Raw genomic sequence first — 24,826 nt, 5'->3', positions numbered from 1 at the left:
AAATTAAAGCGTTTTTCATGGTTTGCTTTACAGAATTACCGATAGGATTTATATAATTTTATCGAGTGGAATACGATTCCAATCTTGACTGTTTTTGTATTCACTCATTGTCATTCCCGTTAAGTTTTTAAACTGGTTAGATAAATGATGAATGGTATTATAATTAAGTTGATAAGCGATTTCTGAAAATGAAAATTTATTCATTTGTATCAACTCTTTTACTTTTTCAATTTTGAGCTTGATAAAGAATTTTTCAATGGTTTGTCCTTCTGTTTTTTTGAAGGTTTTGCTCAATAAACTATAATCTTTATGAAGCTTATGGGATAAATAAGTAGAGATATTTTCTGCAGAATGAGACTTTTCAATGAAATGAATCAATTCAATTTTAACTTCTTCGGTGAGTTGCACTTCCGGATGCTGCATGAGTTCGAATCCATCTTTTTGTAATGCTTTTTTGAATTGAATAACATCAAAATTTTGATCTATATTCAACATTACTCTTCCTAACTGAATTTCTTCGGTTTTGGCATGGAAACTTTCAGCAATCTGCTGTACGACCATTTTACAACGGTCACAAACCATATTTTTGATGTAAAATTCTTTTTTCATATTTATAGTAAATACTTGACTATAATTCCGCCAGCCAACCAAACATAGCAAATCAAAGCAGCATATTTTAAAATGCTTTCCAACAGTTTACTTTTGGGAGCCATTTCTTTCATATACATCAAATCTTTCTTTTTGAAAAAGCCTAAATAAACAAGGTATCCAGAGATAGCCATAAAAGCTAAGTTGAGAAAGAATGTATAATCAATTTTAAAAAACTCCTGATCTTGAATATTTACTTGTGATGAATCTGGTAAAATATTCAGCAGATCAAAGCTATAATGTAAAGCTAAGGAGGTTCCTACCAAAGCAGTAAATAATAAGAACAAGATAAAGAGTGACATTTTCCACCCGTAATATTTGGCGTTGATCCGCAATACGGGAAACACGACCAAATCACTAAAAATAAAAGCCATTACTCCGCCAAAACTGACACCTTTCCCAAAAAGTAATGCTGCCAAAGGAATATTACCCATCGAACCGATAAAGGTTAAAAATGCGGTAACAGGACCAACAATAATATGTTCTAAAATGGTAAAAAAACCAAAGTCTGAGTTTCCGTTTCCGGTATTGATAAATAGGGTCTGAAAAAATGAATTAGGAACAAAAGCCGTGACAATTCCGGCGATGGTAAAACCAACAGTAACATCTTTCCAAACCATTTTCCATTCCATTCCGTATTGTTTGGCCACCTTCGCCCAACTTTCTTCCGATTTGATTTTCTTTTTCCAAGATATAGAAGAATCGTCCTCATCTTCGTCTTGCTCTGAAAGTTTTTCTCTAGCTTTTTTAATCAGTTTTTTCGGATTAATTAAGCGAATGAGCAGCCAAGAAATAAGAATAAGGAGAATTCCCCCTACATATTCGCCCACGACAAATTGCCAACCTAAAAAGATAGAAATGATGATTCCCAATTCAATTACCAAATTGGTCGATGCCAATAAAAATGCAATGGATGCCACAAAACTTGCACCTTTTTTAAATAAAGATTTGGTAGTGGCCAAAGCCGCAAAACTGCATGAGCTACTTATTAATCCAAAAAAGGTGCCTAATAAGACTCCTTTTCGTTGGTCTTTGCCCATGGCATTTTGCATTTTCTTTTCGGTTACAAATACTTGTATCATACTGCTTATCATGTAACCCAAGGCAAATGCCCAAATGGCCATCCAAAAGATCCCAAGCGTGGTATTGGCAGCTTCGCCCCATTGTTTTAGAAAACTATTCATAGCCATTTTTTTGGTTGAATTTCAAGTTAGAAGTGAGCAATAAAAAGTTTTTAAAATTACTTAATGATTCCTTCTACTCTTCCGCAGTGTAACATTTGCTCTCCATAATAAGGATTTAAAATTTCTTCTTCTGCAGAAAACCAATAAGCGCCTTTACCGTCAAACGCCATCGGGCAATATTGCTTGTAAAGTTTTCCATCGGTAATATTTTCAGCAAAAAGTGAGTTTAAATTCTCCGTTAATTTGAAAAATATTTTTCGTTGGGATTCAAGTTCTTTTTGAGCTATTTTTTCAGCTAATCTTTTATTTTCATCATTTTCAAGTTTGGTAGCTAATACTTCTGAAATCTTTTTTACCGATTCAGCATCACCTTTCACTAAGGCATTTTTCATGTCTAAATAGAGTTTAGCAATTTCGTATTGATTTTCAGATTTGAAAGCTAATGCATCACCTTTAGTATTCTTTTTCTTTTCTACTTGCTCGGTTTTATCGTCTGAAGATGTTTCATTGGTTGGCTTTCCTTCATTTTTACAAGCAGTAAAACTTAACGCCAATAGGCTTAAACATAAAATAGTACGTTTCATAATTTAGTTACTTAAATAATTAATAATTGCAGTTTGTAAATAATAGTTTTTAATCGCTTCAACTTGTTTAAGTTGAAACTTGAGTTGTAATTCTTGAATGTCCAATACATCTTGGAAATCGAGGATACCGGTTTCATATTGTTTTAGCAAAATAGCTTCGGCATCTTGAGCCTGTTCTATATTTTTTTGCTGGGTTTGATAACTTATTCTAGCAGAAATTCGTTGCTGAAGTGCTTCTTTTAAGCGAGAATCCAATTCGTTTTTTCGATTCTCTCTTTGAGCTCTTAATTCTTCTTGCTGAATTTCTAATTGACGTTCCACCGATTTATATTTATTATTGAAAATAGGAATGGAAACCGAAAGCATCGGCATAAAAATATCTTTGCCGTTATCACTAAAATTCATATTCGGTCGTTCTTCTACCGCGATGTAATCCATTCCAAGTCCGATGCTAGGTAAAGATTCACTTTCATTTAGGCTTGCTGAGTTTTTTACCGAAAGATAAAGTTGATCGTATTTTTCCAGTTCTGGATGCAATTCTAGATCATTCATCGTAAGCATGGGTTCTTCTTCGGGAATAGTAATGGAATCTTCTACCATAATGGGTTGTTCTTCTTGATGGAGAAGATTATTGAATTTACTCTGCAATGCCAGTTCATCACCCATCAGTAATTCGCGCTGTTCCCTCATTTCATTTTGACGGATTTGAAGTTTTAGCACAGCTACCGATGAAGCTTTATCTACTTCCACAGCATTTAAAGCTAAATCTTCGTAAGTACTTAATAGTTCTAAATTTTGTTGAAGAATTTCTTGTTTGGTTTTCAACGCATAAAGTTGATAGTAAGCTTGTGTTACCTGCATAGCGAGTTGGCGTTTAGCAATAACAATATCTGCATAAGCGGCATCTGCTAAAGAAGATCTGTAATTTTCACGGGCGGTAATCGTCCCAAACCAAGGCATCATTTGTCTCACAGAAACTTTTGCTTTTTGTGCTCCGGTTCTTGTTTCGGGTTCACTTACAAAATAACCGGCACCAAATTCGGTGTTGGGCAATGTATTGGCTTCATTTACTTTTTCTTTGACCACTTCATATTGAAGTTCAATCGCTTCTACTTGCGGACTATTTTCTACGGCCTGCTGAATATAATTTTCTAACAATTGCGCATTTGCATTTGCTCCCAAAATAACCAAAAAGATAAAACAAATCGTTTTTTGAAAATGTTGAATGTTGAATGTTGAATGCTGAATGTTTACAGGGTTGATATCATGCTGCCCCTCGATTCCGCTCGGGATGACCAAAAAATCTAGCATTTTATCGTCATCCAGAACTTGTTTCATGATCTCATCCTTTTTTTTATGTTGAATTTTATATTTCATTTTAAACTCTATAATTTTCTAACTTCTAACTTTTGTTTCCTCTCGCCAGCTAAACAAAACCGGTACCACAAATAACGTAATTAATGCGACGAGCATTCCGCCAAAACTTGGAATTGCCATAGGCATCATAATATCGCTTCCTCTTCCCGATGAGGTTAAAATAGGCAATAAAGCTAAAAGCGTAGTTGCCGTTGTCATTAAACAAGGTCGAATTCTTTTTTCTCCAGCTTCAATAACCGATTTACGGACTTCTTCTTTGTTTTTAGGTTTATTTTTTTTGAAGGTTTGCGTGAGATAAGTAGCCATCACCACGCCATCATCGGTAGCAATTCCAAAAAGAGCAATAAACCCAACCCAAACCGCGACACTCAAATTTATGGTTTTGATATTGAATAAATCCCGCAGGTTTTCTCCAAAGAAATTGAAGTTTAAAAACCATTCTTGTCCATAGAGCCAAATCATCACAAATCCGCCGGCAAAGGCTACCGCAATTCCACTAAAAACCATCAACGAAGTAGTGGTCGATTTAAACTGAAAATACAAAATCATAAAAATAATAAACAACGACAGTGGAACGACAATGGACAAGGTTTTTTCTGCCCGTAATTGGTTTTCATAATTCCCGGTAAATTCATAATTAATTCCGCTTGGTACTTTTAAATTGCCTTCTCTTATCTGTTGTTGAATGAGTTTTTGCGCATTTTCAACGACATTTACTTCTGCAAAACCCTCTTGTTTGTCAAAAAGTACATAACCTACCAAAAAAGTATCTTCACTTTTGATGGCCTGCGGACCTTTTTCATAGTTAATATCTGCCACTTCACTCAATGGAATTGGTTTTCCGTTTTTCACCGGAATGTAGATATTCTTCAAATCCTCGGGACTGTCACGTAACTCACGTGGATAACGTACTCGAATTCCATAGCGTTCACGACCTTCAACGGTTTGCGAAAGTTGCATTCCGCCTACGGCTACTTCCAAGACTCGTTGCACATCATCAATGCTAATTCCGTAGCGAACTAATTGGTCACGTTTAATATCGATGAGCAAGTAAGGTTTCCCTACAATTCTGTCAGCAAAAACCGCTTCCTTTTTAACTCCTTCAACTCGTTTTAAAATGTCTTCCAGTTTTAGTCCAAAAGCTTCAATTTCCTTTAAATTTTGTCCTTTTACTTTTATTCCCATTGGTGCACGCATTCCTGTTTGTAGCATGATCAGTCGTGTTTCAATGGGTTGCAATTTAGGAGCTGAAGTGATTCCCGGTAATTTAGTGACGCGTACAATTTCATTCCAAATATCATCGGGCGATTGAATTTCAGGACGCCAATTGCGGTAATATTGGCCGTTTTTATCGGGGATGAGTTGTGATGTTGTTACATCCATCAGAGTCAAGATGTCTTTGGAAGGCTTAGAAGAGTTCTCTACTGAAATCGAACCGACATGGTTCGGATTTTTCACTAAACCTCCATTTTGTAGCATAAAGTAACCTTCTTCGTTTACTTGGAAACGCTGTTTTTCGCCTTCCGCATTTAACGCATATTCCGGTTTGTACTGAATTATATTTTCGTACATCGAAAGTGGAGCAGGGTCAAGGGCCGACTCCGTTCTTCCTGCTTTTCCCACTACGGTTTCAATTTCAGGAATATTGGCTACCGCCATATCTAGTTGTTGTAAGATACGCTTGTTTTGTTCAACACCGGCGTGAGGTAGGGAAGTGGGCATTAATAAAAATGAACCTTCATTAAGCGAGGGCATAAATTCTTTTCCGGTATTTTTCATAATAAAAAAACCGAAAACCACTATGATGATAGGAATGCATAAAAAGAGTAATTTATGTTGAAGCGTCCATCGCAAAATTCTTGTGTAATAGTTTTTAAAAAGGGTGAATCCGCCTAAAATTCCGAATACCACCAAGGCTACAAAAATAAAGTTGAGCACAATATTTTGCGTAATCCCCAGCGGTCTCCAATACGTAGCCAAGAAATAAACAATGACTAAAGCTGAAATCAGGATATTGATCAAATTCGCTTTTGCTGCGGAAAGAATATTTTTTTGTTGAAGGAGTTGAACAACTCCAAAAGTAATCAAGACAATTCCTAAGTACTTACCAAAAATGATGGCTACTATCCCAAGCATAATGAGGACAATGTTGAAGATAAAACCTAGATTTTTGCGGTGATTTCTTTTCTTAAAAAGTAGTGCCGCAAATGGCGGAATAAGAAATAATGCCACGACTAACGAAGCCACCAAGGCCATGGTTTTGGTAAAGGCTAAGGGGCGGAAAAGTTTTCCTTCGGCTCCTGTCATCGTAAATACCGGAATAAAACTGATAATTGTCGTGAGAACTGCTGTTATAATAGCTCCTGAAACTTCAGAAGTAGCTTGGTAAACAATATGGTTAATAGTTAACGATCGTTTTGCTTTTTCCAGATGCCGAATAATATTTTCAGAGAGAATGATGCCCATATCGACCATGGTACCAATAGCGATGGCGATTCCTGAAAGGGCTACAATATTTGCGGTAACGTTAAAAAATTTCATCGAAATGAAAACCATTAAAACCGCTACCGGTAGTAATCCCGAAATTAAAAGAGAAGCTCGTAGATTATAAACCATAATGATGATGACCAAAACGGTAATTAAAATCTCCATGGTTAAGGCTTCGTTGAGCGTACCTAAAGTTTCCTGAATAAGCTGTGTACGGTCGTAAAAAGGTACGATAGTAAGTTGAGAAGTTCTGCCATCTTTTAACTCTTTAGAAGGTAAACCGCCTTTAATTTTTTCGATTTGTTTTTTTACGTTGGTAATCACCTCCATAGGGTTAGCGCCGTAACGCGCTACCACCACGCCACCAACTACTTCGGCACCTTCTTTATCGAGTATTCCGCGTCGAGTTTCGGGACCTAAATGCACATTTGCTACATCTTTTATGCGAATCGAGGTATAGTCATTTGAAGTCACTACCGCATTTTGAATATCTTCAATAGATTTTACATAACCCAAACCACGCACTACATATTCAGCCTGATTAATTTCTAGGGTTTGTGCTCCAATATCGCGGTTACTTTCTTTTACGGCTTTGACGATTTGCTGTAAATTAATATCATATTGACGCATTTTTTCGGGATTTACATCAATTTGATATTCTTGGACGTATCCGCCAATGGAAGCTACTTCAGAAACGCCACTCGCTCCAGAAAGCGCATATTTTACGTAATAGTCTTGAATGCTTCGTAGTTCCTGTAAATCCCAGCCGCCGGTAACCTTTTCGTTTTGATCGCGCCCTTCGAGCGTGTACCAAAATATTTGTCCGAGTCCGGTGGCATCAGGACCTAAACTTGGATTGACGCCCTGCGGAAGTAAATTAGCGGGTAGTGAATTGAGTTTTTCTAGAATTCGGCTACGACTCCAATAGAATTCAATATCTTCTTCAAAAATGATATAGATACTCGAAAAACCAAACATCGATGAGCTTCGAATGGTTTTTACACCGGGAATTCCCAATAAGGATGTAGTAAGTGGGTAGGTGATTTGATCTTCAATATCTTGAGGAGAACGACCTTCCCATTTAGTGAAAACAATTTGTTGGTTTTCGCCAATATTCGGGATGGCATCTACCGCCACAGGATTATTAGGCAAAATGCCTAAATTCCAATTAAAAGGAGCATTGGTGAGTCCCCAGCCTATTAAAAGAAGGAGAAGGAGACCGGCAATGATTTTATTTTCGATTAAAAATTTAATGCCTTTGTTCAGCATAATTTTTAGTGATTAAAGTTGATGAAATTGAAACTTAATTTGAATTCGAAATTGAAATCAAATTAAGTTCGAGTTATTTAAAACGATTTCGAGGGAATTGCGCAAGGGATAGGAGTGGCATCCTTTTTTTGTTTGTCACTTCGAGCGGAGTCGAGAAGTATTGCAAGCAAAAAAAGACCTGTCTGCAGATAGGCAGGTACAACAGATAGCCCGACCCAATAGGGTTGCGCCCAATTAAATTTTTAAATCAAGAAAGTTTCGTCTAATACGAGGAGATCGTAGACGAGTAAAGGAGGGGAATAGTTTTGATGAGGAACGGTTTGTGTTTCGTTCGTTTCAAAGAGTTGAATATAGGTGTAAATCAAAGAGGCTACAAATACCTGTTGATGTAGTTGTAATTGCGTATTGTTTTTAATATCGTCTTGTTGCTTGACAATTTTTTTATTGGTGCAACAGCCTTTTTTCTGAATTGTACACGTTGCAGCAATTTCTTTTTGGGGCTGCATCATATCCATACCCATTCCGCAAGATTTTGCTTTTTGAGCGAATGAATAATCTACTAACGTGCTCCCACAATAATGCATACTTACAGCGAAGGCCGAAGTAGAAAACAGCACTAAAAATGCCATTAAGATCGCAGTTATTTTGTGGAACGATTTCATTATGACAAAGATAAAAATAAAATCTGGAACTTTAACATTGGATATTTTCCATCACAAAGGAATAATTCCTAATTTTGAATTATGGAAGTGACAGAATTTGGAAAAATAAAACAAGCGAAGCCCAAACATCGGGCAGAAGTTTCTATGCAGACCGGCTTCCCGAGTCCGGCGACACATTACTTGGAGCGAACGATTGATTTATCTGAAGTATTGGTTAAAAATAAAGAAGCAACTTTTTTTGTACGTATAGGTGGAAGTAGTTGGGAAGATTTAGGAATTTATAAAAATGATGTGTTGATCATTGATCGTTCTAGGAGTTTTATTAGCGGAAAATTGGCTTTAGTGGTAAAAGATGGAGCGTTTGACGTGATGAAATTCCCTACTTCTGAAAAAAATAAAAAAATGGCTCCGGATACTTTTGAGCTTTGGGGGGTGATTACTTATGTGATTCATTCATTATGATTGCATTGATTGACTGTAATAGTTTTTATGCTTCTTGTGAGCAGGTTTTTCGGCCCGATCTAAAAGGAAAGCCAGTGGTGGTGCTTAGCAATAATGATGGTTGTGTTATAGCCGCTAATAGCGAAGCCAAAGCCTTAACGGACATCCCTATGTTTGAACCGGTGTTTAAAATTAAAGATCAATTACTTAACAACGGAGTAACTTTTTTTTCTTCAAATTATACTTTATACGGTGAAATGTCTGATCGGGTGATGCGCATTTTGCAAGAGTTTTCCCCTTTGGTTGAAATATATAGTATTGATGAATCGTTTATCGATCTTTCAGGAATGGAATGTCAGGATTTACGAGCTTATGGAATAGCTATTCGAGATCGGATTATGCGTTATACCGGGCTTCCTGTAGGCGTAGGAATTGCACCCACCAAAGTATTAGCGAAACTAGCCAATAGAAGAGCGAAAAAAGAAGAAGGGAATGACCATGTTTTTGTAATTGATTCTGAAGAAAAACGAATCGATACTTTACATTGGGCAAAAATTAAAGATGTTTGGGGAATCGGTCGAAAACACACAAAACGGATTCAGGACACTGGAAAATATTCTGCATTTGATTTTACGCAACTGCCTTTAAGCTGGGTTCGTAAGCATATGACGGTGGTGGGGGAACGTACTTGGCGGGAATTGCAAGGGGAAAATTGTTTACCGTTAGAACACTCTCCGAAGCCTAAAAAAGCAATAGGAACCGCCAAATCGTTTGGGAAAAAGTTGAAGAAATTATCGCTCATTGAAGAAGCTTGTTCTTATTATATTAATGAAGTAAGTGAAGTGTTGCGAAGCCAAGATTGTTGCGCCAAGTATTTGAAAATTTTTCTAGAAACCAATTATCATAGTGAGCACGATCGTCAATACTACAATAGTATAACGGTAACTTTGGAGGTTCCTACTAACAATACGTTTATTTTGAATACGGAAGGAAAAAAAGCTTTGCATCAAATTTTTAAACCGGGTTATCGCTACAAAAAAGTGGGTGTTTGTTTAAGCGGAATTGTTCCAAAGGAATATGTACAAACTAATCTATTTGCATCAACGTATGAGAAAGTGGGTTTGATGGAAGCTTTTGACCGGATTAACCAGAAATTTGGAAAAACTACCTTGGCACCGGCTTTAATGGATACCCGGAAAATCAATCAATGGGAATTAATTAAAGAAGAACGCAGTCCTCGCTATACCACACAATGGAAAGAAGTGTTATGCGTAAAGTGATTTTCTATTGTATAATTAGTTGATAGAAGAAACATTCTCGTGGAAGAGAAAATTAAAAAAAACCGTACAGAATTCTGTACGGTTTTTATAATTAAATATGTTGTTTGTAGAATAAGATTACTTATTCACAATAGCATTTAATGTTTCACTAGCTCTCATTTCTTTATAAACAAGTGCTTCATCCGGTTTGTAATAACCATCTATATTTACTGGACTTCCTTGAGCGGCATTTAATTCAGAAATGATTTTGTCTTCATTTTCTTTCATTTCTTTAGCAATTCCGGAAAATTCAGCTTTGAGATCAGCAACTTTATCTTGATTAGCTAAGGCCTCTGCCCAATATAGTGCTAAATAGAAATGGCTACCACGGTTGTCTAATTCATTTACCTTACGTGAAGGGGATTTTTTATTATCCAAGAATTTTTCTGTAGCATCATTTAAAGTTTCAGAAAGTACTAAGGCTTTTTCATTATTGTATTTTTTACCTAAGTGTTCTAAAGAAACAGCTAATGCTAAAAATTCACCTAAAGAGTCCCAACGCAAGTGCCCTTCTTCTAAAAATTGTTGAATGTGTTTTGGTGCAGAACCTCCGGCTCCGGTTTCAAATAAACCACCACCATTCATTAACGGAACGATAGAAAGCATTTTTGCACTTGTTCCTAATTCTAAAATAGGGAATAGGTCGGTTAAGTAATCACGTAGTACATTTCCGGTAACAGAAATTGTATTTTCTCCGGCTTTTACTCGTTTTAAAGTATACGTAGTGGCCTCTGCAGGAGACATGATTTGGATATCTAAACCATTGGTATCATAGTCTTTTAAGTAAGTATTTACTTTTTCAATAAGTTGGGCGTCGTGGGCTCTATTTTTGTCTAACCAGAAAATGGTTGGCCAACCGGTTTCTTTAGCACGGTTTACTGCTAGTTTTACCCAGTCTTGGATAGGCGCATCTTTTACTTGGCACATTCTCCAAATATCTCCAGCTTCCACTTCGTGTTCAATAAGTACTTTACCTTCATTATCTACCACCTGTACAGTTCCGTCTGAAGAGATTTCGAAAGTTTTGTCGTGAGAACCATATTCTTCTGCTTTTTGAGCCATTAAACCAACGTTAGGGACAGTTCCCATGGTGGTGGGGTCAAAAGCACCGTTTTCTTTACAGAATTCAATTGTTCTTTCGTAAAGTGGAGCATAACTACTATCTGGGATTACCGCTTTGGTATCTTGAGTTTCATCATTTTTGTTCCACATTTGACCTGAAGTTCTAATCATTGCCGGCATAGAAGCGTCAATAATCACATCACTTGGTACGTGAAGGTTGGTAATTCCTTTATCAGAATTTACCATAGCGATATCAGGACCGTTTTCTAAGTCTTTTTGAATGGCTGCTTCTACTGCTTTCTTTTTATCGGCAGGAAGCTTTTCAATAGCACTTAATACATCCCCTAAACCGCTATTGGGGTCGGCACCTGCTTCTTTTAATTCTGTTCCATATTTTTCAAAAACATCTTCAAAGAAAACTTTTACAGCATGACCAAAAATAATAGGGTCTGAAACCTTCATCATGGTCGCTTTCATATGAAGGGAGAAAAGAACACCTTTATCTTTTGCATCTGCAATTTGTTCTTTTAAGAATTTCACTAAAGCTTTTTTGCTCATAAAAGTCCCATCGATTACTTCGCCTTTTAATACGTGGGTCTTTTCTTTTAAAACTTTAGTTTCACCGTCTTTTGTTTTCAGTTGAATTTTAACATCCCCTTCTTTTTCAATGGTAAGTGATTTTTCATTAGAACAAAAATCATCTGCATCCATCGTAGAAACGTGAGATTTAGAATCTGAACTCCATTCTCCCATACGGTGTGGGTTTTTCTTGGCGTAATTTTTAACGGCCTGTGGAGCTCGACGATCAGAATTCCCTTCTCTAAGTACAGGGTTTACAGCACTACCTTTTACTTTATCGTATTTAGTTTGTATTGCTTTTTCTTCCTCTGTTTTTGGTTCATCGGGATAGTTAGGTAAGTTGTATCCTTTTGCCTGTAATTCTTTAATGGCTGCTTTTAACTGCGGAATAGAAGCACTAATATTAGGTAATTTGATGATGTTGGCTTCTGGTGTTTTTGCCAGTTCCCCTAATTCTGCAAGGGCATCTGCTACTTTTTGATCTTCGGTTAATATTTCTGGAAAAACAGCTAAAATTCTTCCTGCAAGTGAAATATCTTTGGTTTCTACATTAATACCTGATGAGGCGGTGAAAGATTCTATAATTGGAAGTAAAGAATGAGTAGCTAAAAAAGGAGCTTCATCTGTTTTGGTATAAATAATTCTTGGTTGTTCTGCCATTTGAATTGTATAATTTAGTTTTTAGATTAAAGAGACATTTTAATCTTAGTTAATAATTGATTTAAAAAAGTTCCTTAAAAGAGAAAGGAACCTATAGGAAAGTCACAAATATAAGTAATTTAAGCTTTTTTTGATAGGATTTATAGGTTAGATATGTGTTAATTGTGGGGTATAAATGGTGAAAGCCATTCCGTTATAAAATTAACAACGAAATGGCTTTCCGAAGAAATAAACCTGAAAAAAACAATTCATCCGGTTATCTTCTTCGTGCTTGTTAGTTATGCTAACAAGGATATTTTTGTGGAAGAAGAAAAATCCTTTTGTCATTTTCTAACTTCTGTAGTATAAATTTAAAAAAAGTTAAAAATAAAACCTAACCTGTCTAACTAATTTGTTTTTAACTGTTTATGAACATCACTTATCAACAATTGTTCATAAAAAAAGCCTTCCATTACAGAAGGCTTTATAATACTTTTAAAAGCTTGACAATTATCCGTTATAACGACGTTCTTTAATCCTAGCTTTTTTACCGGTAAGTTCTCTAAAGTAGTAAATTCTAGATTGACGAACTTTACCTCTTTTGTTAATTTCAATTTTTTGTAATGCCGGTAAGTTGATTGGGAAAATACGTTCAACCCCAACAGTACCACTCATTTTACGAATTGTAAAAGTTTGTGAAGAACCAGTACCTTTTAACTGAATTACAGTTCCTCTAAAGAACTGAGTACGGGTTTTTGCACCCTCTTTAATTTCGTAATAAACAGTAATGGTATCTCCCGCATTAAATTTTGGGAAATCTTTTTTCTCTACGAATTCGTCTTGAACAAATTTAATTAACGATTCCATCTTTTTCTATGATTTAAGGTAAACCTAAAACAACGTTCGCGATTTTCGCCAGAGGTTGATTTAGAAGCGAGTGCAAAATTAATGATTATTTTTAAATGAACAAGTTTTTATTCTTCTTTTAGTAAGTCAGGTCGAAGTTTTTTTGTTCTTGCGTAAGCTTGTTCTTCTCGCCAAACTTCAATTTTAGGAAAATTACCACTCGTAAGTATTTCAGGTACTTTCCAGCCTTTGTATTCTGCAGGTCGGGTATAAATAGGAGGAGCCAGTAAATTATCTTGAAAAGAATCGGTAAGGGCAGAGGTTTCATTTCCTAAAACTCCCGGAATTAATCGGATGACCGCATCACACAAAATGGCAGCTCCCAACTCACCTCCGGATAATACAAAATCACCTACAGAGATTTCTCGGGTTATAAAATGATCTCTCACGCGTTGATCTACACCTTTGTAGTGACCGCAGAGAATAATAATATTACCTTGCAATGAAATTTGATTGGCAATTTTTTGATTGAGAGTTTCTCCATCAGGCGTCATATAAATGATTTCATCATATTCCCGTTGGGATTTTAAACCTGAAATACATTTATCTATAGGTTCTACCATCATCACCATTCCTGCGCCGCCACCATATTGGTAATCGTCTACTTGCTTATAGTTATCTTCGGTGTAATCCCGAAGGTTGTGCAAATGAACTTCCACTAAACCTTTATCTATTGCTCTATGGAGAATAGAGGCTTCAAACGGACTTTTTAAAATATCAGGAACTACCGTGATGATGTCTATGCGCATCGGTAAAATCTTTAGTGTTTATTTTTGTTATGCTTATTGATTTCGTCTTGTAATTGACGACCAAGCTTTTGTTGCTTTTCTATAGCTTTTTTACGGTATTCATCAAATTCAGCTTCATTATCGGCTAAATTCTTTTTAGCTTCTTTGGTTAATACCTTACTTTTTTTGTATTTATAAATGAAAAACACCAACACCATTACCAAAACAAAAACAATGATCCACATAATGGTTTGATAAGTTCCTTTTTGAGTAGGTATTCCAAAAAAAGAAATTTCATCTTTTTCTTGAGTTACTTGGTTTAAATCATTCTTCGTACTGTTAAGCTGTGATTTTAAATTTTCAATTTTAGCTTCCTGTTCCTTTATGGTTTTATTGGAATCTTCAATTTCTTTATTTAATCCATTAATTCTATTAACGGTATTTTTCTGAAGTTGGGTAAGCTTGTATTTTTTTACAACTTTATAGTCTTGATAATTATTGGATTCTTCAATAACTTCTTCAAATTGAGTATTGATAGAATTATCTTTTTTAGAAGTGTTTTCTTCTTGAGCAAAACCACTTAAAAAGATACTCAATAAGCTAAAAGTGGTGATGTAGTGTTTTAGGTTGATCATCATTGCTTTTTAAATTTCAATGTAAATAACAAAAAATATATAGGTTTATTATACTTTTTCTTGCCAAAAAATAAACTACAAAGATATACAATGTCTTAAAGTTTTTACTTTTAAAAGTAAAAAACCTATCGGGCAAGCGATAGGTTTTTACATAGACGTTTACTTACTATGTTGGCTTAATAATAAGTAAAGCGTCTTACTTTGGCAATATATTTAGCCAGACGAATTACCTGATGACTATATCCATACTCATTATCGTACCAGATATAGAGTATAGCATTTTTACCATCTTCTGTTACAATAGTGGCATTGCTATCGTAAATGGATGGGGCAGAAGAGCCCACAATATCAGAAGATACTAATTCATTATCTAAAGAATATTTTATTTGTTCTACCAAGTTACCTTCTAAAGCATATTTTTTAATGATGGTATTTATTCCATCTTTAGTGATTGCTTTTTTCAGGTTTAAATTTAGAATGGCCAAGGAACCGTTAGGGACTGGTACTCTAATCGCATTAGAGGTAAGCTTCCCTTCTAATACTGGTAAAGCTTTAGCAACTGCTTTTCCTGCTCCGGTTTCAGTGATTACCATATTTAATGCGGCTGCACGACCTCTTCGGTATTTGTTATGCATATTATCTACCAAGTTCTGATCGTTGGTATAAGCATGAATGGTTTCTAAATGACCATGTTGTACACCTAAAGAATCTTCTACTGCTTTTAAAATTGGAGTAATAGCGTTGGTTGTACAAGAAGCGGCAGAAAAGATGGAAACTTTATCTGGGTTGTATTCTGTATGATTTACCCCGTGAACAATATTGGGAACGCCTTTTCCGGGAGCGGTTAATAATACTTTACTAGCTCCTTTAGATTTTAAATGACGGCTTAAGGCTTCTTCATCTCTAAACGCTCCGGTGTTGTCAATAATCAAGGCATCACTAATGCCGTATTTTGTGTAATCTATATCTTCTGGTTGATTGGCAGAAATTACGTAAACTGTGGTTCCGTTAATTATCAACGCTTTCTTCTTTTCGTCGATACTTACAGTGCCATTAAAATCGCTATGTACCGAATCACTCTGTAATAAGGAAGCTCTTTTTTCTAACACGGTAGCATCGATGGCTCCACGAGTAACGATAGCTCTTAACCTTAACTGACTTCCTTTTCCGGTTTTGCTCATTAATTCTCTAGCGAGTAAACGACCAATTCTCCCAAAACCATAAAGTACAACATCTTTGGGTGCTATACTCTTATTGCTTTTTGCTTTAGAAAGCTTATTGGCAATAAAAGCGGTAGCGTTATGTTTATCGTCTTCTAATTGATACTCGTAAGTTAATTTACCAATATCTAGTTTTGCAGGAGGAAGATCTAGCGTTTTAATAGCTTTTGCTATTTCTACGGAATCAAAAATTGAAATAGGTTTTCCGACAAATTTTCCTGCATAGTCGTGAAGGTTTAAAATCTGACTTACATTTTTATCGATAAGCTGATTTCTGAAAAGCACTAATTCTATAGATTTATCATACCATAAATCACTTACAATTTTAATAAATTCTACAGTTGCCTTTCTACGATCTGCCTGAAAGGCAAGTTCTTTTTCGTAAGCTTCGTTTTGACTCATTTTGTGTGTGTTGTGTTTGTGTATAAAATTTAAAGTCGGCGCAAAAATACATATTTCAAACGTTTTCGTAACAAAAAAATAAAAAAATCCCTTTCAATTTTGAAAGGGATTTTTTACGAAAAATTCAATGTTTTACGGTCTAAAAACATAGTTTTCTTCGTTTCCGCTAATATGTTTAAAGGTAATCTTGGTGTTTTCGTCTTTTGACTTACTATTCATTATTTTTTTAACATCATTTACACTTGTCACTTTTTGATTATCAATGGCGGTAATTATCCATTCATTTTTATCAATGTTCAAACGTGGTGATAAAGGCCTTACAATTCTTACTCCATAATTTGCTTTAAAGACATTTAGGTAATCTTTAGTTGCATTGGTGATCTCAACTCCTACAATATTTAGATTATAGGTTTCGTATTTAGTAAGTTTTACTTCAGCTTGACGTTCTTCACCATTTCTAAAATAGTTGATGGTTACTTTATTGCCAGGTCTTTTTGTGCTTATGTAAGAATTTAAATCAGAAAATTTTCGAATGTTTACCCCATCTACTTCCGTAATCATATCACCTTTTCGTAAGCCTGCTTTTTCGGCACCTTCACTTACCGAATTAATATAAACCCCTTGTGAAATAGAAAGATCATTTTTTTGGACGGTTTCAGGATTTAAGGTTCCACCGGTAATTCCTAAAATAGCCTGTTGCACATCGCCATATTCCAAAATATCTTCTACTATTTTTTTGGCATTATTACTTGGGACAGCAAAACCATAACCAATATAGCTTCCGGTTTGTGAAGTGATTGCTGTATTAATTCCTATTAATTCTCCATTGGTGTTTACTAATGCACCACCACTATTTCCCGGATTAATGGCAGCATCAGTTTGTATAAATGATTGCATTCTAGAGTCTCCTTCATTTAAATCCCTTCCTTTAGCGCTTATAATTCCGGCAGTAACGGTAGAAGTTAAATTAAATGGATTCCCCACAGCAAGTGCCCAATCACCAATTTTCACATTGTCACTATCGGCAAATGGAATGTAATCTAAATTTTGAGCATCTACTTTTATTAAAGCAATGTCAGATTGTGGATCGGTTCCTATAACTTCTGCTTTATAGCTAAGGTTATTATTTAAGGTTACTTCCAATTCACTAGCTCCATCAATCACATGATTATTGGTGACAATGTATCCGTCAGGAGTAATAATTACTCCAGAACCTGTTCCTTGTAATGCTTTTTTTGGACCACTGGACTGATTTCCAAAATAATACTGTTCAAACATGCTTCTGGCGTTGTTAACTACAGCCACATTTTTAACGTGAACAACGGCGTGAACGGTTTTGTCTGCAGCTTCCGTAAAATCGGTATTGATAGAAGAATTTGCGGTACCTGTTGCATATTTATTAGCAATAAAGGTGGCTGCTTGTTTTTGGTTGGTTTGCTCAGTAGCTAAAATAGGGGAGTGGTTGTTTTCCTCTATAAATAATTTGTAGCTTCCAAGTGTTATGGCTCCACCCAATATGGAAACTAGTAATAAACTTGATAACTTTTTCATAGGGTTGTTGGTTTTAATTCTAAAATTATAAACTTTTGCTCCTTCATATTATTGGCTTAACTGATTTTTAACGGCACATATTATAAGTGAATATGTATATTTGTCCACTTTTAAAACGAAAAAATGACCGTAAAATTTTATAAATATCAAGGAACCGGTAATGATTTTATCATGATTGATAATCGAAAAAGTTTTTTCAAAAATGATACCAAAGTAATTCATCGCTTGTGTGATCGAAAATTTGGCATAGGTGCTGACGGATTAATTCTTCTGGAAAATTCTGAAGATGCCGAAGATGATTTTAAAATGGTTTATTTTAATAGTGATGGCAATCAAAGCACCATGTGCGGAAATGGAGGGAGATGTTTGGTTCGTTTTGCTGAGTTTTTAAATATTGTTGAAAAAAATGCCATTTTTACAGCAATTGATGGGAAACATCATGCAAAAATTGAAGCTGATAAAATTCATTTACAAATGCAAAATGTAGATGGAATTGATGAGATAGGAACCGAATATTTTTTAGATACAGGTTCGCCACATCATATTGTTTTTACTTCAGATCTTCATCAATTGGATGTGAAAAAAGAAGGTGCTGCTATTCGTTATAATGAAGTTTATAAACAACAAGGAACAAACGTCAACTTTGTAGAACCGCAAAATGGGGTTCTTCAAGTAAGAACATACGAACGCGGAGTGGAAGATGAAACACTTTCTTGCGGCACCGGAGTTACTGCGGTAGCTATTGCTTCGACCTATGCAAAAAAATATAATGCTTTGCCAGTGAAAATTCAAACACCTGGAGGAAATTTAGAGGTCAATTTTAAACAAAATGGAAATCAATTTAGTGATGTTTGGCTAAGCGGTCCGGCAGAACAAGTTTTTGAAGGTACTATAATATGCTAACATTAAGCGGGAAAAATATCAACTTACGGCCTTTAGAACCCGAGGATTTAGAGTTTATTTATGAAATAGAAAATAACGAAGATCTTTGGGAATTAAGTTCAACACAAACACCGTATTCACGATTTTTAATCAAGCAATATTTAGATAACGCTCATCGCGATATTTACGAAGTCAAGCAATTACGATTGGTAATTGAGACAAAAGAAGAAGAAAGATTAGGTCTGATCGATATTTTTGATTTCGACCCACAGCACCGTCGCGCTGCGATTGGAATATTAATTGTAGAGAAAGAAAACCGAGGAAAAGGTTTTGGTGCCGAAGCTCTAAAATTATTATGTGATTATTCTTTTGAACGCTTAAAACTGCACCAACTATATGCGAATGTTGCTGAAGAGAATTTAAAAAGTCAAAAGTTATTCCGAAATATGAATTTTCAGCAAATCGGTATAAAAAAAGATTGGAACCTCGTGAACGGAAATTATAAAAACGAAATTTTATATCAATTAATCAATAATGTATATTAAAAAAATACTTTTAGCCATTGTTCTTTTAGGAATGCTAGGTTTAGGCATTTTTAGCTATTTTGTCTATCAAGCTGTATTGGCTCCCAACACGAAATTTTCTTCAGAAACCAAAGAGGTTTTTATTAGAACAGATGCTAGCTATCAAGAAGTAATCAATCAGATGAAACTGGTGGTAAAAGATTTGGAGAGCTTTGATCAGGTAGCACAGAAAAAATCTTATCCACAAAATATTAAAGCCGGTCGGTTTATTCTAAAAAAAGGAATGAGCAATAATGATATGGTGAATACGTTGCGAAGCAGTAATCAGCCGTTGGCCGTTCAATTTAATAATCAAGAACGCTTGGAAGATCTTGCCGGAAGGATTGCTGCACAAATTGAAGCCGATAGTGTTTCACTAATCAAGACAATGGCAGATTCTACCTTTTTAGCTGAAAACGATTTTAAACCTGAAACAGCTTTAGCTATGTATATTCCTAATCAATATGAATTTTATTGGAATACTTCTGCTAAAGAATTTAGGGATCGTATGCTAAAAGAATACCAGAAATTTTGGACAGATGCAAGAAAGCAGAAAGCCGAAAAAATTGGATTAACCCCTAATGAAGTTTATACACTTGCAGCTATTGTACAAAAAGAAACAGCTAAAGTAGATGAACGCAAACGTGTTGCCGGGGTTTATATGAATCGCCACAAACGTGGTATTAAACTAGATGCCGATCCCACAGTAATTTATGCGGTGAAAAAGAAAAATGACGATTTCGATACCATCATTAAACGAGTGCTGTATAAAGATTTAGAAACAGATTCCCCATACAATACTTATAAATATGCTGGTTTGCCACCAGGCCCTATTACGATGCCCGATATCTCTGCCATTGATGCAGTATTAAATTACGAAGATCACGATTATTATTACTTTGTAGCTAATCCTGAAAAACCGGGTTACCACAAGTTTGCTAAAACTTTACGTCAGCATAATAATAACCGACAAGCTTATGTACGTTGGATCAACAAAATGGGAATAAATAGATAGTTTACTTCGATGTTTCTAGTGGCAAAGCCTGCCAAAAAAGACAGGCTTTGCTTTACAATCTTTTAATTTCCTATTCTTTCTATTAAAAGAACTTTCATTTGATATCCATTACATACTAGTTAATAGAAGCAAATTTTTTATTTTGTTCTTATTAATTAGAAACAGGGTTTGCTACTATATGGATCTGCATCATGGTCAATAGTATAATTAAATTCTTTACCATCTTTTCCTCGAATATATTTTACATAATCCCAAACTCCAGAATGGGTAAGAATATATTGCCCATTTATTTTCCCATCATAAATTTCATTATAATAGTTTTTTATAGTTGGGTGAACTCCTCCTTCAACATAATCTTCTTTAGTATGTTCAAGTAGAATGGGCTCATTTTGTCCCTCATATTTTATTTGATTGGCTTTTCCGTTTTTTGAAAATTCAACCCAGATTCTCTTGCTTTTATCATCGTTGTTGGTAAAACAAACGTATTCAAAAGTTTCAGTTTTTTTAGAAGCATTGTTCTTTTCAACTATAGTAGAATCCTTAGTGTTCTCTTTTTCTATGCTTTTTTGTGAAGGATTATTTGTTTCTTCTTGTTTTTGTTGGTTGTCTTTACAAGAAATTGTAACAGTTGATACAATAAGTAGTAATGATAAAATATTTTTAAATTTCATGACCTATTTTTAATGTTTGCAAGTCAAAAATATTAACTTTTTTAGATTTTTGTTCAGTAAATTTATTTTATTTTCTTAATTTTTTTTAAATCCAATAAATTGATAGGATTAATCCCTAGGCCTTTTACGTTTTTTTGCGTAAACCGAACTACTTGGTCGTAATACAATGGTACCACCGCAGCTTCATTCATGACAATAGAATCCATTTGCTGGTATAAAGGTATTCTATCTTTTGCTTCAGAAGTATGGATGGCTTTTTTATATAAACTATCAAATGTAGCTGATTTAAAATGCGTATAATTAGGTCCGTTGGGTGAAAAATTTTCAGAATAAAAAAGTGATAAATAATTTTCAGCATCAGGATAATCAGCAATCCAACTGGCTCTAAAGATATCAAGCTTTCCGGCAGAACGTTGTTGGCGAAGTGTAGAAGGAGGCATCACATCGATATTTACTTGTATGCCAATTTTCTGTAATTCCCGCTGAATATATTCTACCAAATCTAAATAAGAAGAATTGGTACTAATGGTGAATTCGGGAGACGTATCGCCGGTTGCTGCTTGGTAAGCCGCAATCAATTCTTTTGCCTTTTGTGGATTGTATTCGTAATATTTCTTCTTTGAAAAACCCGGTAAGCCTTTTGGGATAAATCCGTTTTCTGCCGGAGTCCCAATCCCGTTTCGCAAATAGGTAATCATCGTTTCCCGATTAAAACCATAATTGATAGCTTGGCGTAATTGCCGAGCATTAATCTCCGGTGTTTTACTGTCGAGATAAATTCCTAAATATTCGGTATTTAAATATGGAGCAGAAAGCATTTCAATGCGATTGCCGTATTTCTTTTTCAATTTCCCCACAGAAGATAGCAACTCATCTTTGTAAGAAGGATCTAACCCGCTTAAAAAATCTAGATTTCCTTGAGCAAATTGTAAAAATTCACTTTGCTTATCTGGTAAAAAAGTAATGGCAACGGCTTCTAGGTAGGGGAGTTGCTTTCCATTTTTATCTTTTTCAAAATAAAGATTGTTTTTTCTAAATACCAGTTTTTCATTGGCTTCCCAGCGTTTAAATTTAAACGGACCGGTACCAATTGGATTTTCCCTAAAATCAAGTTCTTCCATTTCTTTAGGAATAACTGAACAAAACTTCATGGATAACAACCCTAAAAATGCAGGAAATGGATTTTTAAGCTGAATTTTAACTGTTGAATCATTTTCAGCAGAAATTGTTTCTACATTTTGCATGACCCAACTTCCGGGAGAAGCTAGTTTAGGATTTGTTAGGCGTTTTAAACTATAAACTACATCATGAGCATTTACCGTTCTTGTAGAATCTTTCCCGAAAATTTTGTTTTTATGAAAATAGACTTGCTTCCGAAGTGAAAAAGTATAGGTTTTCGCATCTTTAGAAATCGTCCAACGCTCCGCTAAATCAGGTTGAATAGTTAAACTATCATCTAATTGAACCAAACTATTATAAAGCTGATTACAAGGCCAAATATTACGTTGGTCTTTAGCAAAAGCAGGATCTAATGAGGTAATATTTGCGTGTTCATTATAACGAAAAACTAAATGGTCTCGATCGTTTTTACTTGTATTTTGGCAAGAGTGTAAACCAAAAAATAAGATAGTGAGAAATAATAGCTTGATAATTATATGGTTAGTGTATTTTTTCAATTTTCTTAAACCAATTTTAGATAGTATATTTGCACGCGTTTTTGTAAGGAGTAGTAAGGCTTATCGCCTAAGTTATCCATCACAATTATACTAAAAGATTAGGAAAGGAGCTGTTATGATAGATACAAATAAAAATGTAGCATTTTACACGCTAGGTTGTAAGCTTAATTTTTCTGAAACTTCGACGATTGCACGTTCATTTGAAAATGAAGGTTTTAATCGTGTGGAGTTTTCTGAAAAAGCAGAGATCTATGTAATTAATACGTGTAGCGTAACCGAAAATGCCGATAAGCGTTTTAAAGCTATCGTAAAACAAGCTCAGAAAAAAAATGAAAATGCCTTTGTGATTGCCATTGGTTGTTATGCACAATTAAAGCCGGAGGAGTTGGCCGATGTAGAAGGAGTGGATTTAGTGTTGGGCGCCACTGAAAAATTTAATATTACCAGTTATTTAAATGATTTGTTGAGTCAGCCGGCAGAAGCTCGTACAGCACAAATCCATTCGTGTGAAATTGATGAAGCCGATTTTTATGTAGGTTCTTATTCCATCGGTGATCGTACGCGCGCATTTTTAAAAGTACAAGATGGTTGCGATTATAAATGTACCTATTGCACCATTCCCTTGGCACGTGGGATTTCTAGGAGTGATACCTTGGGAAATGTGCTGAAAAACGCCAAAGAAATTTCAGACCAAGACATTAAAGAAATTGTACTTACGGGAGTAAATATTGGGGATTACGGAAAAGGTGAATTTGGTAATAAAAAACACGAACATACATTTTTAGATTTAGTAAAAGCTTTAGATGAAGTAGAGGGGATTGAACGTTTACGTATTTCTTCTATCGAACCAAATTTATTGAAGAATGAAACTATCGATTTTGTAGCGCAAAGTAATACGTTTGTGCCACATTTCCATATCCCGTTGCAGAGCGGGAGCAACAAATTATTGGGATTAATGCGTCGTCGTTACCGCCGAGAATTGTATGTAGATCGTGTGGAGCAAATTAAAACAACAATGCCTAATGCCTGTATAGGCGTAGATGTGATTGTTGGTTTTCCCGGAGAAACCGATGAACTTTTCTTGGAAACGTATAACTTTTTAAATGATCTTGATATTTCGTATTTACACGTGTTTACTTATTCTGAACGAGATAATACCTTGGCTGCTGAAATGGAAGAGGTAGTACCACAAAAAGTAAGAAAAAAACGTAGTAAAATGTTGCGTGGTCTTTCAGCAAAAAAACGAAGAGCATTTTATGAAAGTCAGTTAGGGAATACATTTAGCGTTCTTTTTGAAGGCGAAAACAAAGAAGGATATATTCACGGGTTTACAGAGAATTATGTAAAAGTAAAAATGCCTTGGAATCCGGAATATGTAAATACTTTACACCAAGTAATATTAACCGAAATTGATGAAGATGGCTTGGTTCGTTTTGATTTAGTTGAATCGAAATCGGACATAGCGGTCTAGTTATTAAATGGGTTTATTGCACTGGGCAGAGCCGAAGTGTATTTTATTGAACATGTCATTTTAATAGCATGATAAAATTCTGTGTCAAGCAGAATGAGGCTGTTTAATTGTTCCTTTTGTAAAAAATATAATCAGTGACTAAAGGTTCAATATTGTTTTTCCTGAATTCTGAAATGATCTGACCTCTATGATGTGTGTGGTGATTGGCGATATGAAATAGAATCTCTCTTACCGAGTTGCTGAAATTTTTTCCTTTTGAGTTTTGATAAGTTATTAGTTGAGCAAAATCAAATTCGTTTATAATTTGAATTGTTTTGGAGTGGTTTTGAAGATTTAATTTTGGTAAATCTTCTAAGTGGTGGAGTTGATGGAGGCCTAATTCAACTTCTTTTAGCACACGCGCATTCCAAATTTGATGAGCATTAAGGCAATGACAAAATAGCGCGTAAGTTGATGGTGGGATTTCTGACTTGTGAGTTTTAAATTCAATAATTAATTTTTCATTAAAAAAATGATGGTATTCAAAAATATCTATAAAGAAATCCTTCATTTTAAATACTCATTCCTACCGGTAATAAATCTGCATATTTTGTTTTGTTAGCACGAAAGAATTTTTTCACTTCTTTACTGGTAGGTACTATTTTTATTCTTCCTTTTTCTTTAATGTAATCAAATACTTTTGTGAGAAAAGAATTATCGTAATCTAGCTCTTTTAAGCTTTCAGGTATTATAAATTTAGAAAGGAAAATTTTCTTTTCTTGTTCAGAATACTCCAATTTTACAAACTCATCTTTAATGGTTGCTTCAAACTGTCTTAAAAAGTCATTGTTTTTAACTTCAAAATCTTCCATGGCT

Annotated in this window: 22 protein-coding genes; 6 read left to right on the top strand and 16 right to left on the bottom strand. The window is 34.9% G+C overall.

Annotation, left to right across the window (positions count from 1 at the left end; all coding sequences use genetic code 11):
- Positions 1–48: 48 nt before the first annotated feature.
- The 6 genes from FVB9532_RS14840 to FVB9532_RS14815 all read right to left on the bottom strand — a co-directional run bounded on the left by FVB9532_RS14840 (position 49) and on the right by FVB9532_RS14815 (position 8,211).
- A complete protein-coding gene (locus FVB9532_RS14840) occupies positions 49–609 on the bottom strand; it encodes a helix-turn-helix domain-containing protein (RefSeq protein WP_150545961.1) in 561 nt (186 codons plus the stop codon).
- 2 nt (positions 610–611) lie between these two features.
- Positions 612–1,832 carry a permease gene (locus FVB9532_RS14835; protein ID WP_150545960.1) on the bottom strand — a complete coding sequence of 407 codons (1,221 nt, stop codon included), beginning with the start codon at positions 1,830–1,832 and terminating at the stop codon, positions 612–614.
- 56 nt (positions 1,833–1,888) lie between these two features.
- Positions 1,889–2,416 (bottom strand): DUF3347 domain-containing protein, encoded by a 528-nt coding sequence (locus tag FVB9532_RS14830; protein WP_150545959.1) that lies wholly within the window; start codon positions 2,414–2,416, stop codon positions 1,889–1,891.
- A gap of 3 nt (positions 2,417–2,419) precedes the next feature.
- A complete protein-coding gene (locus tag FVB9532_RS14825) occupies positions 2,420–3,754 on the bottom strand; it encodes a TolC family protein (protein WP_228482362.1) in 1,335 nt (444 codons plus the stop codon).
- Positions 3,755–3,811: 57 nt separating this feature from the next.
- Complete coding sequence (locus tag FVB9532_RS14820) at positions 3,812–7,549, bottom strand: efflux RND transporter permease subunit (protein WP_150545958.1); 3,738 nt, start codon at positions 7,547–7,549, stop codon at positions 3,812–3,814.
- 242 nt (positions 7,550–7,791) lie between these two features.
- Positions 7,792–8,211, bottom strand: a complete 420-nt coding sequence (locus tag FVB9532_RS14815) for an HYC_CC_PP family protein (protein ID WP_449405562.1) — start codon at positions 8,209–8,211, stop codon at positions 7,792–7,794.
- Positions 8,212–8,292: 81 nt separating this feature from the next.
- Between FVB9532_RS14815 and FVB9532_RS14810 the strand changes: the two genes are divergently transcribed.
- Both FVB9532_RS14810 and FVB9532_RS14805 read left to right on the top strand, forming a co-directional pair.
- Positions 8,293–8,673, top strand: a complete 381-nt coding sequence (locus FVB9532_RS14810) for a S24 family peptidase (protein ID WP_150545956.1) — start codon at positions 8,293–8,295, stop codon at positions 8,671–8,673.
- Positions 8,670–9,932, top strand: a complete 1,263-nt coding sequence (locus FVB9532_RS14805) for a Y-family DNA polymerase (protein WP_150545955.1) — start codon at positions 8,670–8,672, stop codon at positions 9,930–9,932. The genes FVB9532_RS14810 and FVB9532_RS14805 overlap by 4 nt, the downstream gene beginning before the upstream one ends.
- A gap of 117 nt (positions 9,933–10,049) precedes the next feature.
- Here the strand turns inward: FVB9532_RS14805 and FVB9532_RS14800 are convergent, their stop codons facing one another.
- The 6 genes from FVB9532_RS14800 to FVB9532_RS14775 all read right to left on the bottom strand — a co-directional run bounded on the left by FVB9532_RS14800 (position 10,050) and on the right by FVB9532_RS14775 (position 17,693).
- Positions 10,050–12,272, bottom strand: coding sequence for an NADP-dependent isocitrate dehydrogenase (locus FVB9532_RS14800; RefSeq protein ID WP_150545954.1), 2,223 nt, complete (start codon positions 12,270–12,272; stop codon positions 10,050–10,052).
- A gap of 489 nt (positions 12,273–12,761) precedes the next feature.
- Positions 12,762–13,118, bottom strand: coding sequence for a 50S ribosomal protein L19 (gene rplS / locus FVB9532_RS14795; protein ID WP_150545953.1), 357 nt, complete (start codon positions 13,116–13,118; stop codon positions 12,762–12,764).
- Between the two features lie 107 nt (positions 13,119–13,225).
- A complete protein-coding gene (gene trmD / locus FVB9532_RS14790) occupies positions 13,226–13,906 on the bottom strand; it encodes a tRNA (guanosine(37)-N1)-methyltransferase TrmD (protein WP_150545952.1) in 681 nt (226 codons plus the stop codon).
- Positions 13,907–13,917: 11 nt separating this feature from the next.
- A complete protein-coding gene (locus FVB9532_RS14785) occupies positions 13,918–14,520 on the bottom strand; it encodes a hypothetical protein (protein ID WP_194716560.1) in 603 nt (200 codons plus the stop codon).
- A 176-nt stretch (positions 14,521–14,696) separates the two neighbouring features.
- A complete protein-coding gene (locus FVB9532_RS14780) occupies positions 14,697–16,142 on the bottom strand; it encodes a glyceraldehyde-3-phosphate dehydrogenase (RefSeq protein ID WP_150545950.1) in 1,446 nt (481 codons plus the stop codon).
- 132 nt (positions 16,143–16,274) lie between these two features.
- Positions 16,275–17,693, bottom strand: a complete 1,419-nt coding sequence (locus FVB9532_RS14775) for a S1C family serine protease (protein WP_150545949.1) — start codon at positions 17,691–17,693, stop codon at positions 16,275–16,277.
- Between the two features lie 123 nt (positions 17,694–17,816).
- Here FVB9532_RS14775 and dapF point away from each other — a divergent pair, with 123 nt between their 5' ends.
- Genes dapF through mltG form a run of 3 tightly spaced genes read left to right on the top strand, consistent with a single transcriptional unit; the run spans position 17,817 to position 20,153 of the window.
- Positions 17,817–18,596: a diaminopimelate epimerase gene (gene dapF, locus FVB9532_RS14770; RefSeq protein WP_150545948.1), complete on the top strand. Its 780-nt coding sequence runs from the start codon at positions 17,817–17,819 to the stop codon at positions 18,594–18,596.
- Positions 18,590–19,120, top strand: a complete 531-nt coding sequence (locus FVB9532_RS14765; protein ID WP_150545947.1) for a GNAT family N-acetyltransferase — start codon at positions 18,590–18,592, stop codon at positions 19,118–19,120. The genes dapF and FVB9532_RS14765 overlap by 7 nt, the downstream gene beginning before the upstream one ends.
- A complete protein-coding gene (mltG, locus tag FVB9532_RS14760; RefSeq protein WP_150545946.1) occupies positions 19,110–20,153 on the top strand; it encodes an endolytic transglycosylase MltG in 1,044 nt (347 codons plus the stop codon). Before FVB9532_RS14765 ends, mltG begins: the two co-directional genes overlap by 11 nt.
- Before the next feature lie 155 nt (positions 20,154–20,308).
- Here the strand turns inward: mltG and FVB9532_RS14755 are convergent, their stop codons facing one another.
- The gene (locus tag FVB9532_RS14755) at positions 20,309–20,824 is read right to left on the bottom strand and encodes a hypothetical protein (RefSeq protein ID WP_150545945.1); all 516 of its coding nucleotides are present in this window, start codon (positions 20,822–20,824) and stop codon (positions 20,309–20,311) included.
- Between the two features lie 62 nt (positions 20,825–20,886).
- Positions 20,887–22,500 carry an ABC transporter substrate-binding protein gene (locus FVB9532_RS14750; protein WP_394349669.1) on the bottom strand — a complete coding sequence of 538 codons (1,614 nt, stop codon included), beginning with the start codon at positions 22,498–22,500 and terminating at the stop codon, positions 20,887–20,889.
- Positions 22,501–22,615: 115 nt separating this feature from the next.
- Here FVB9532_RS14750 and mtaB point away from each other — a divergent pair, with 115 nt between their 5' ends.
- Complete coding sequence (gene mtaB, locus FVB9532_RS14745; RefSeq protein WP_150545944.1) at positions 22,616–23,971, top strand: tRNA (N(6)-L-threonylcarbamoyladenosine(37)-C(2))-methylthiotransferase MtaB; 1,356 nt, start codon at positions 22,616–22,618, stop codon at positions 23,969–23,971.
- Between the two features lie 103 nt (positions 23,972–24,074).
- Here the strand turns inward: mtaB and FVB9532_RS14740 are convergent, their stop codons facing one another.
- Both FVB9532_RS14740 and FVB9532_RS14735 read right to left on the bottom strand, forming a co-directional pair.
- Entirely contained in the window at positions 24,075–24,521 is a 447-nt protein-coding gene (locus FVB9532_RS14740; RefSeq protein WP_150545943.1) for a DinB family protein, read from the bottom strand.
- 1 nt (position 24,522) lies between these two features.
- Positions 24,523–24,822 (bottom strand): N-acetyltransferase, encoded by a 300-nt coding sequence (locus tag FVB9532_RS14735; RefSeq protein ID WP_150545942.1) that lies wholly within the window; start codon positions 24,820–24,822, stop codon positions 24,523–24,525.
- Between the last annotated feature and the right edge of the window lie 4 nt (positions 24,823–24,826).

The organism is Mesonia oceanica (assembly GCF_902499555.1).
Taxonomy (GTDB): domain Bacteria; phylum Bacteroidota; class Bacteroidia; order Flavobacteriales; family Flavobacteriaceae; genus Mesonia; species Mesonia oceanica.
The sequence above is the reverse complement of the archived record's forward strand: the minus strand, read 5'-3'. Positions and strand labels throughout refer to the sequence as shown.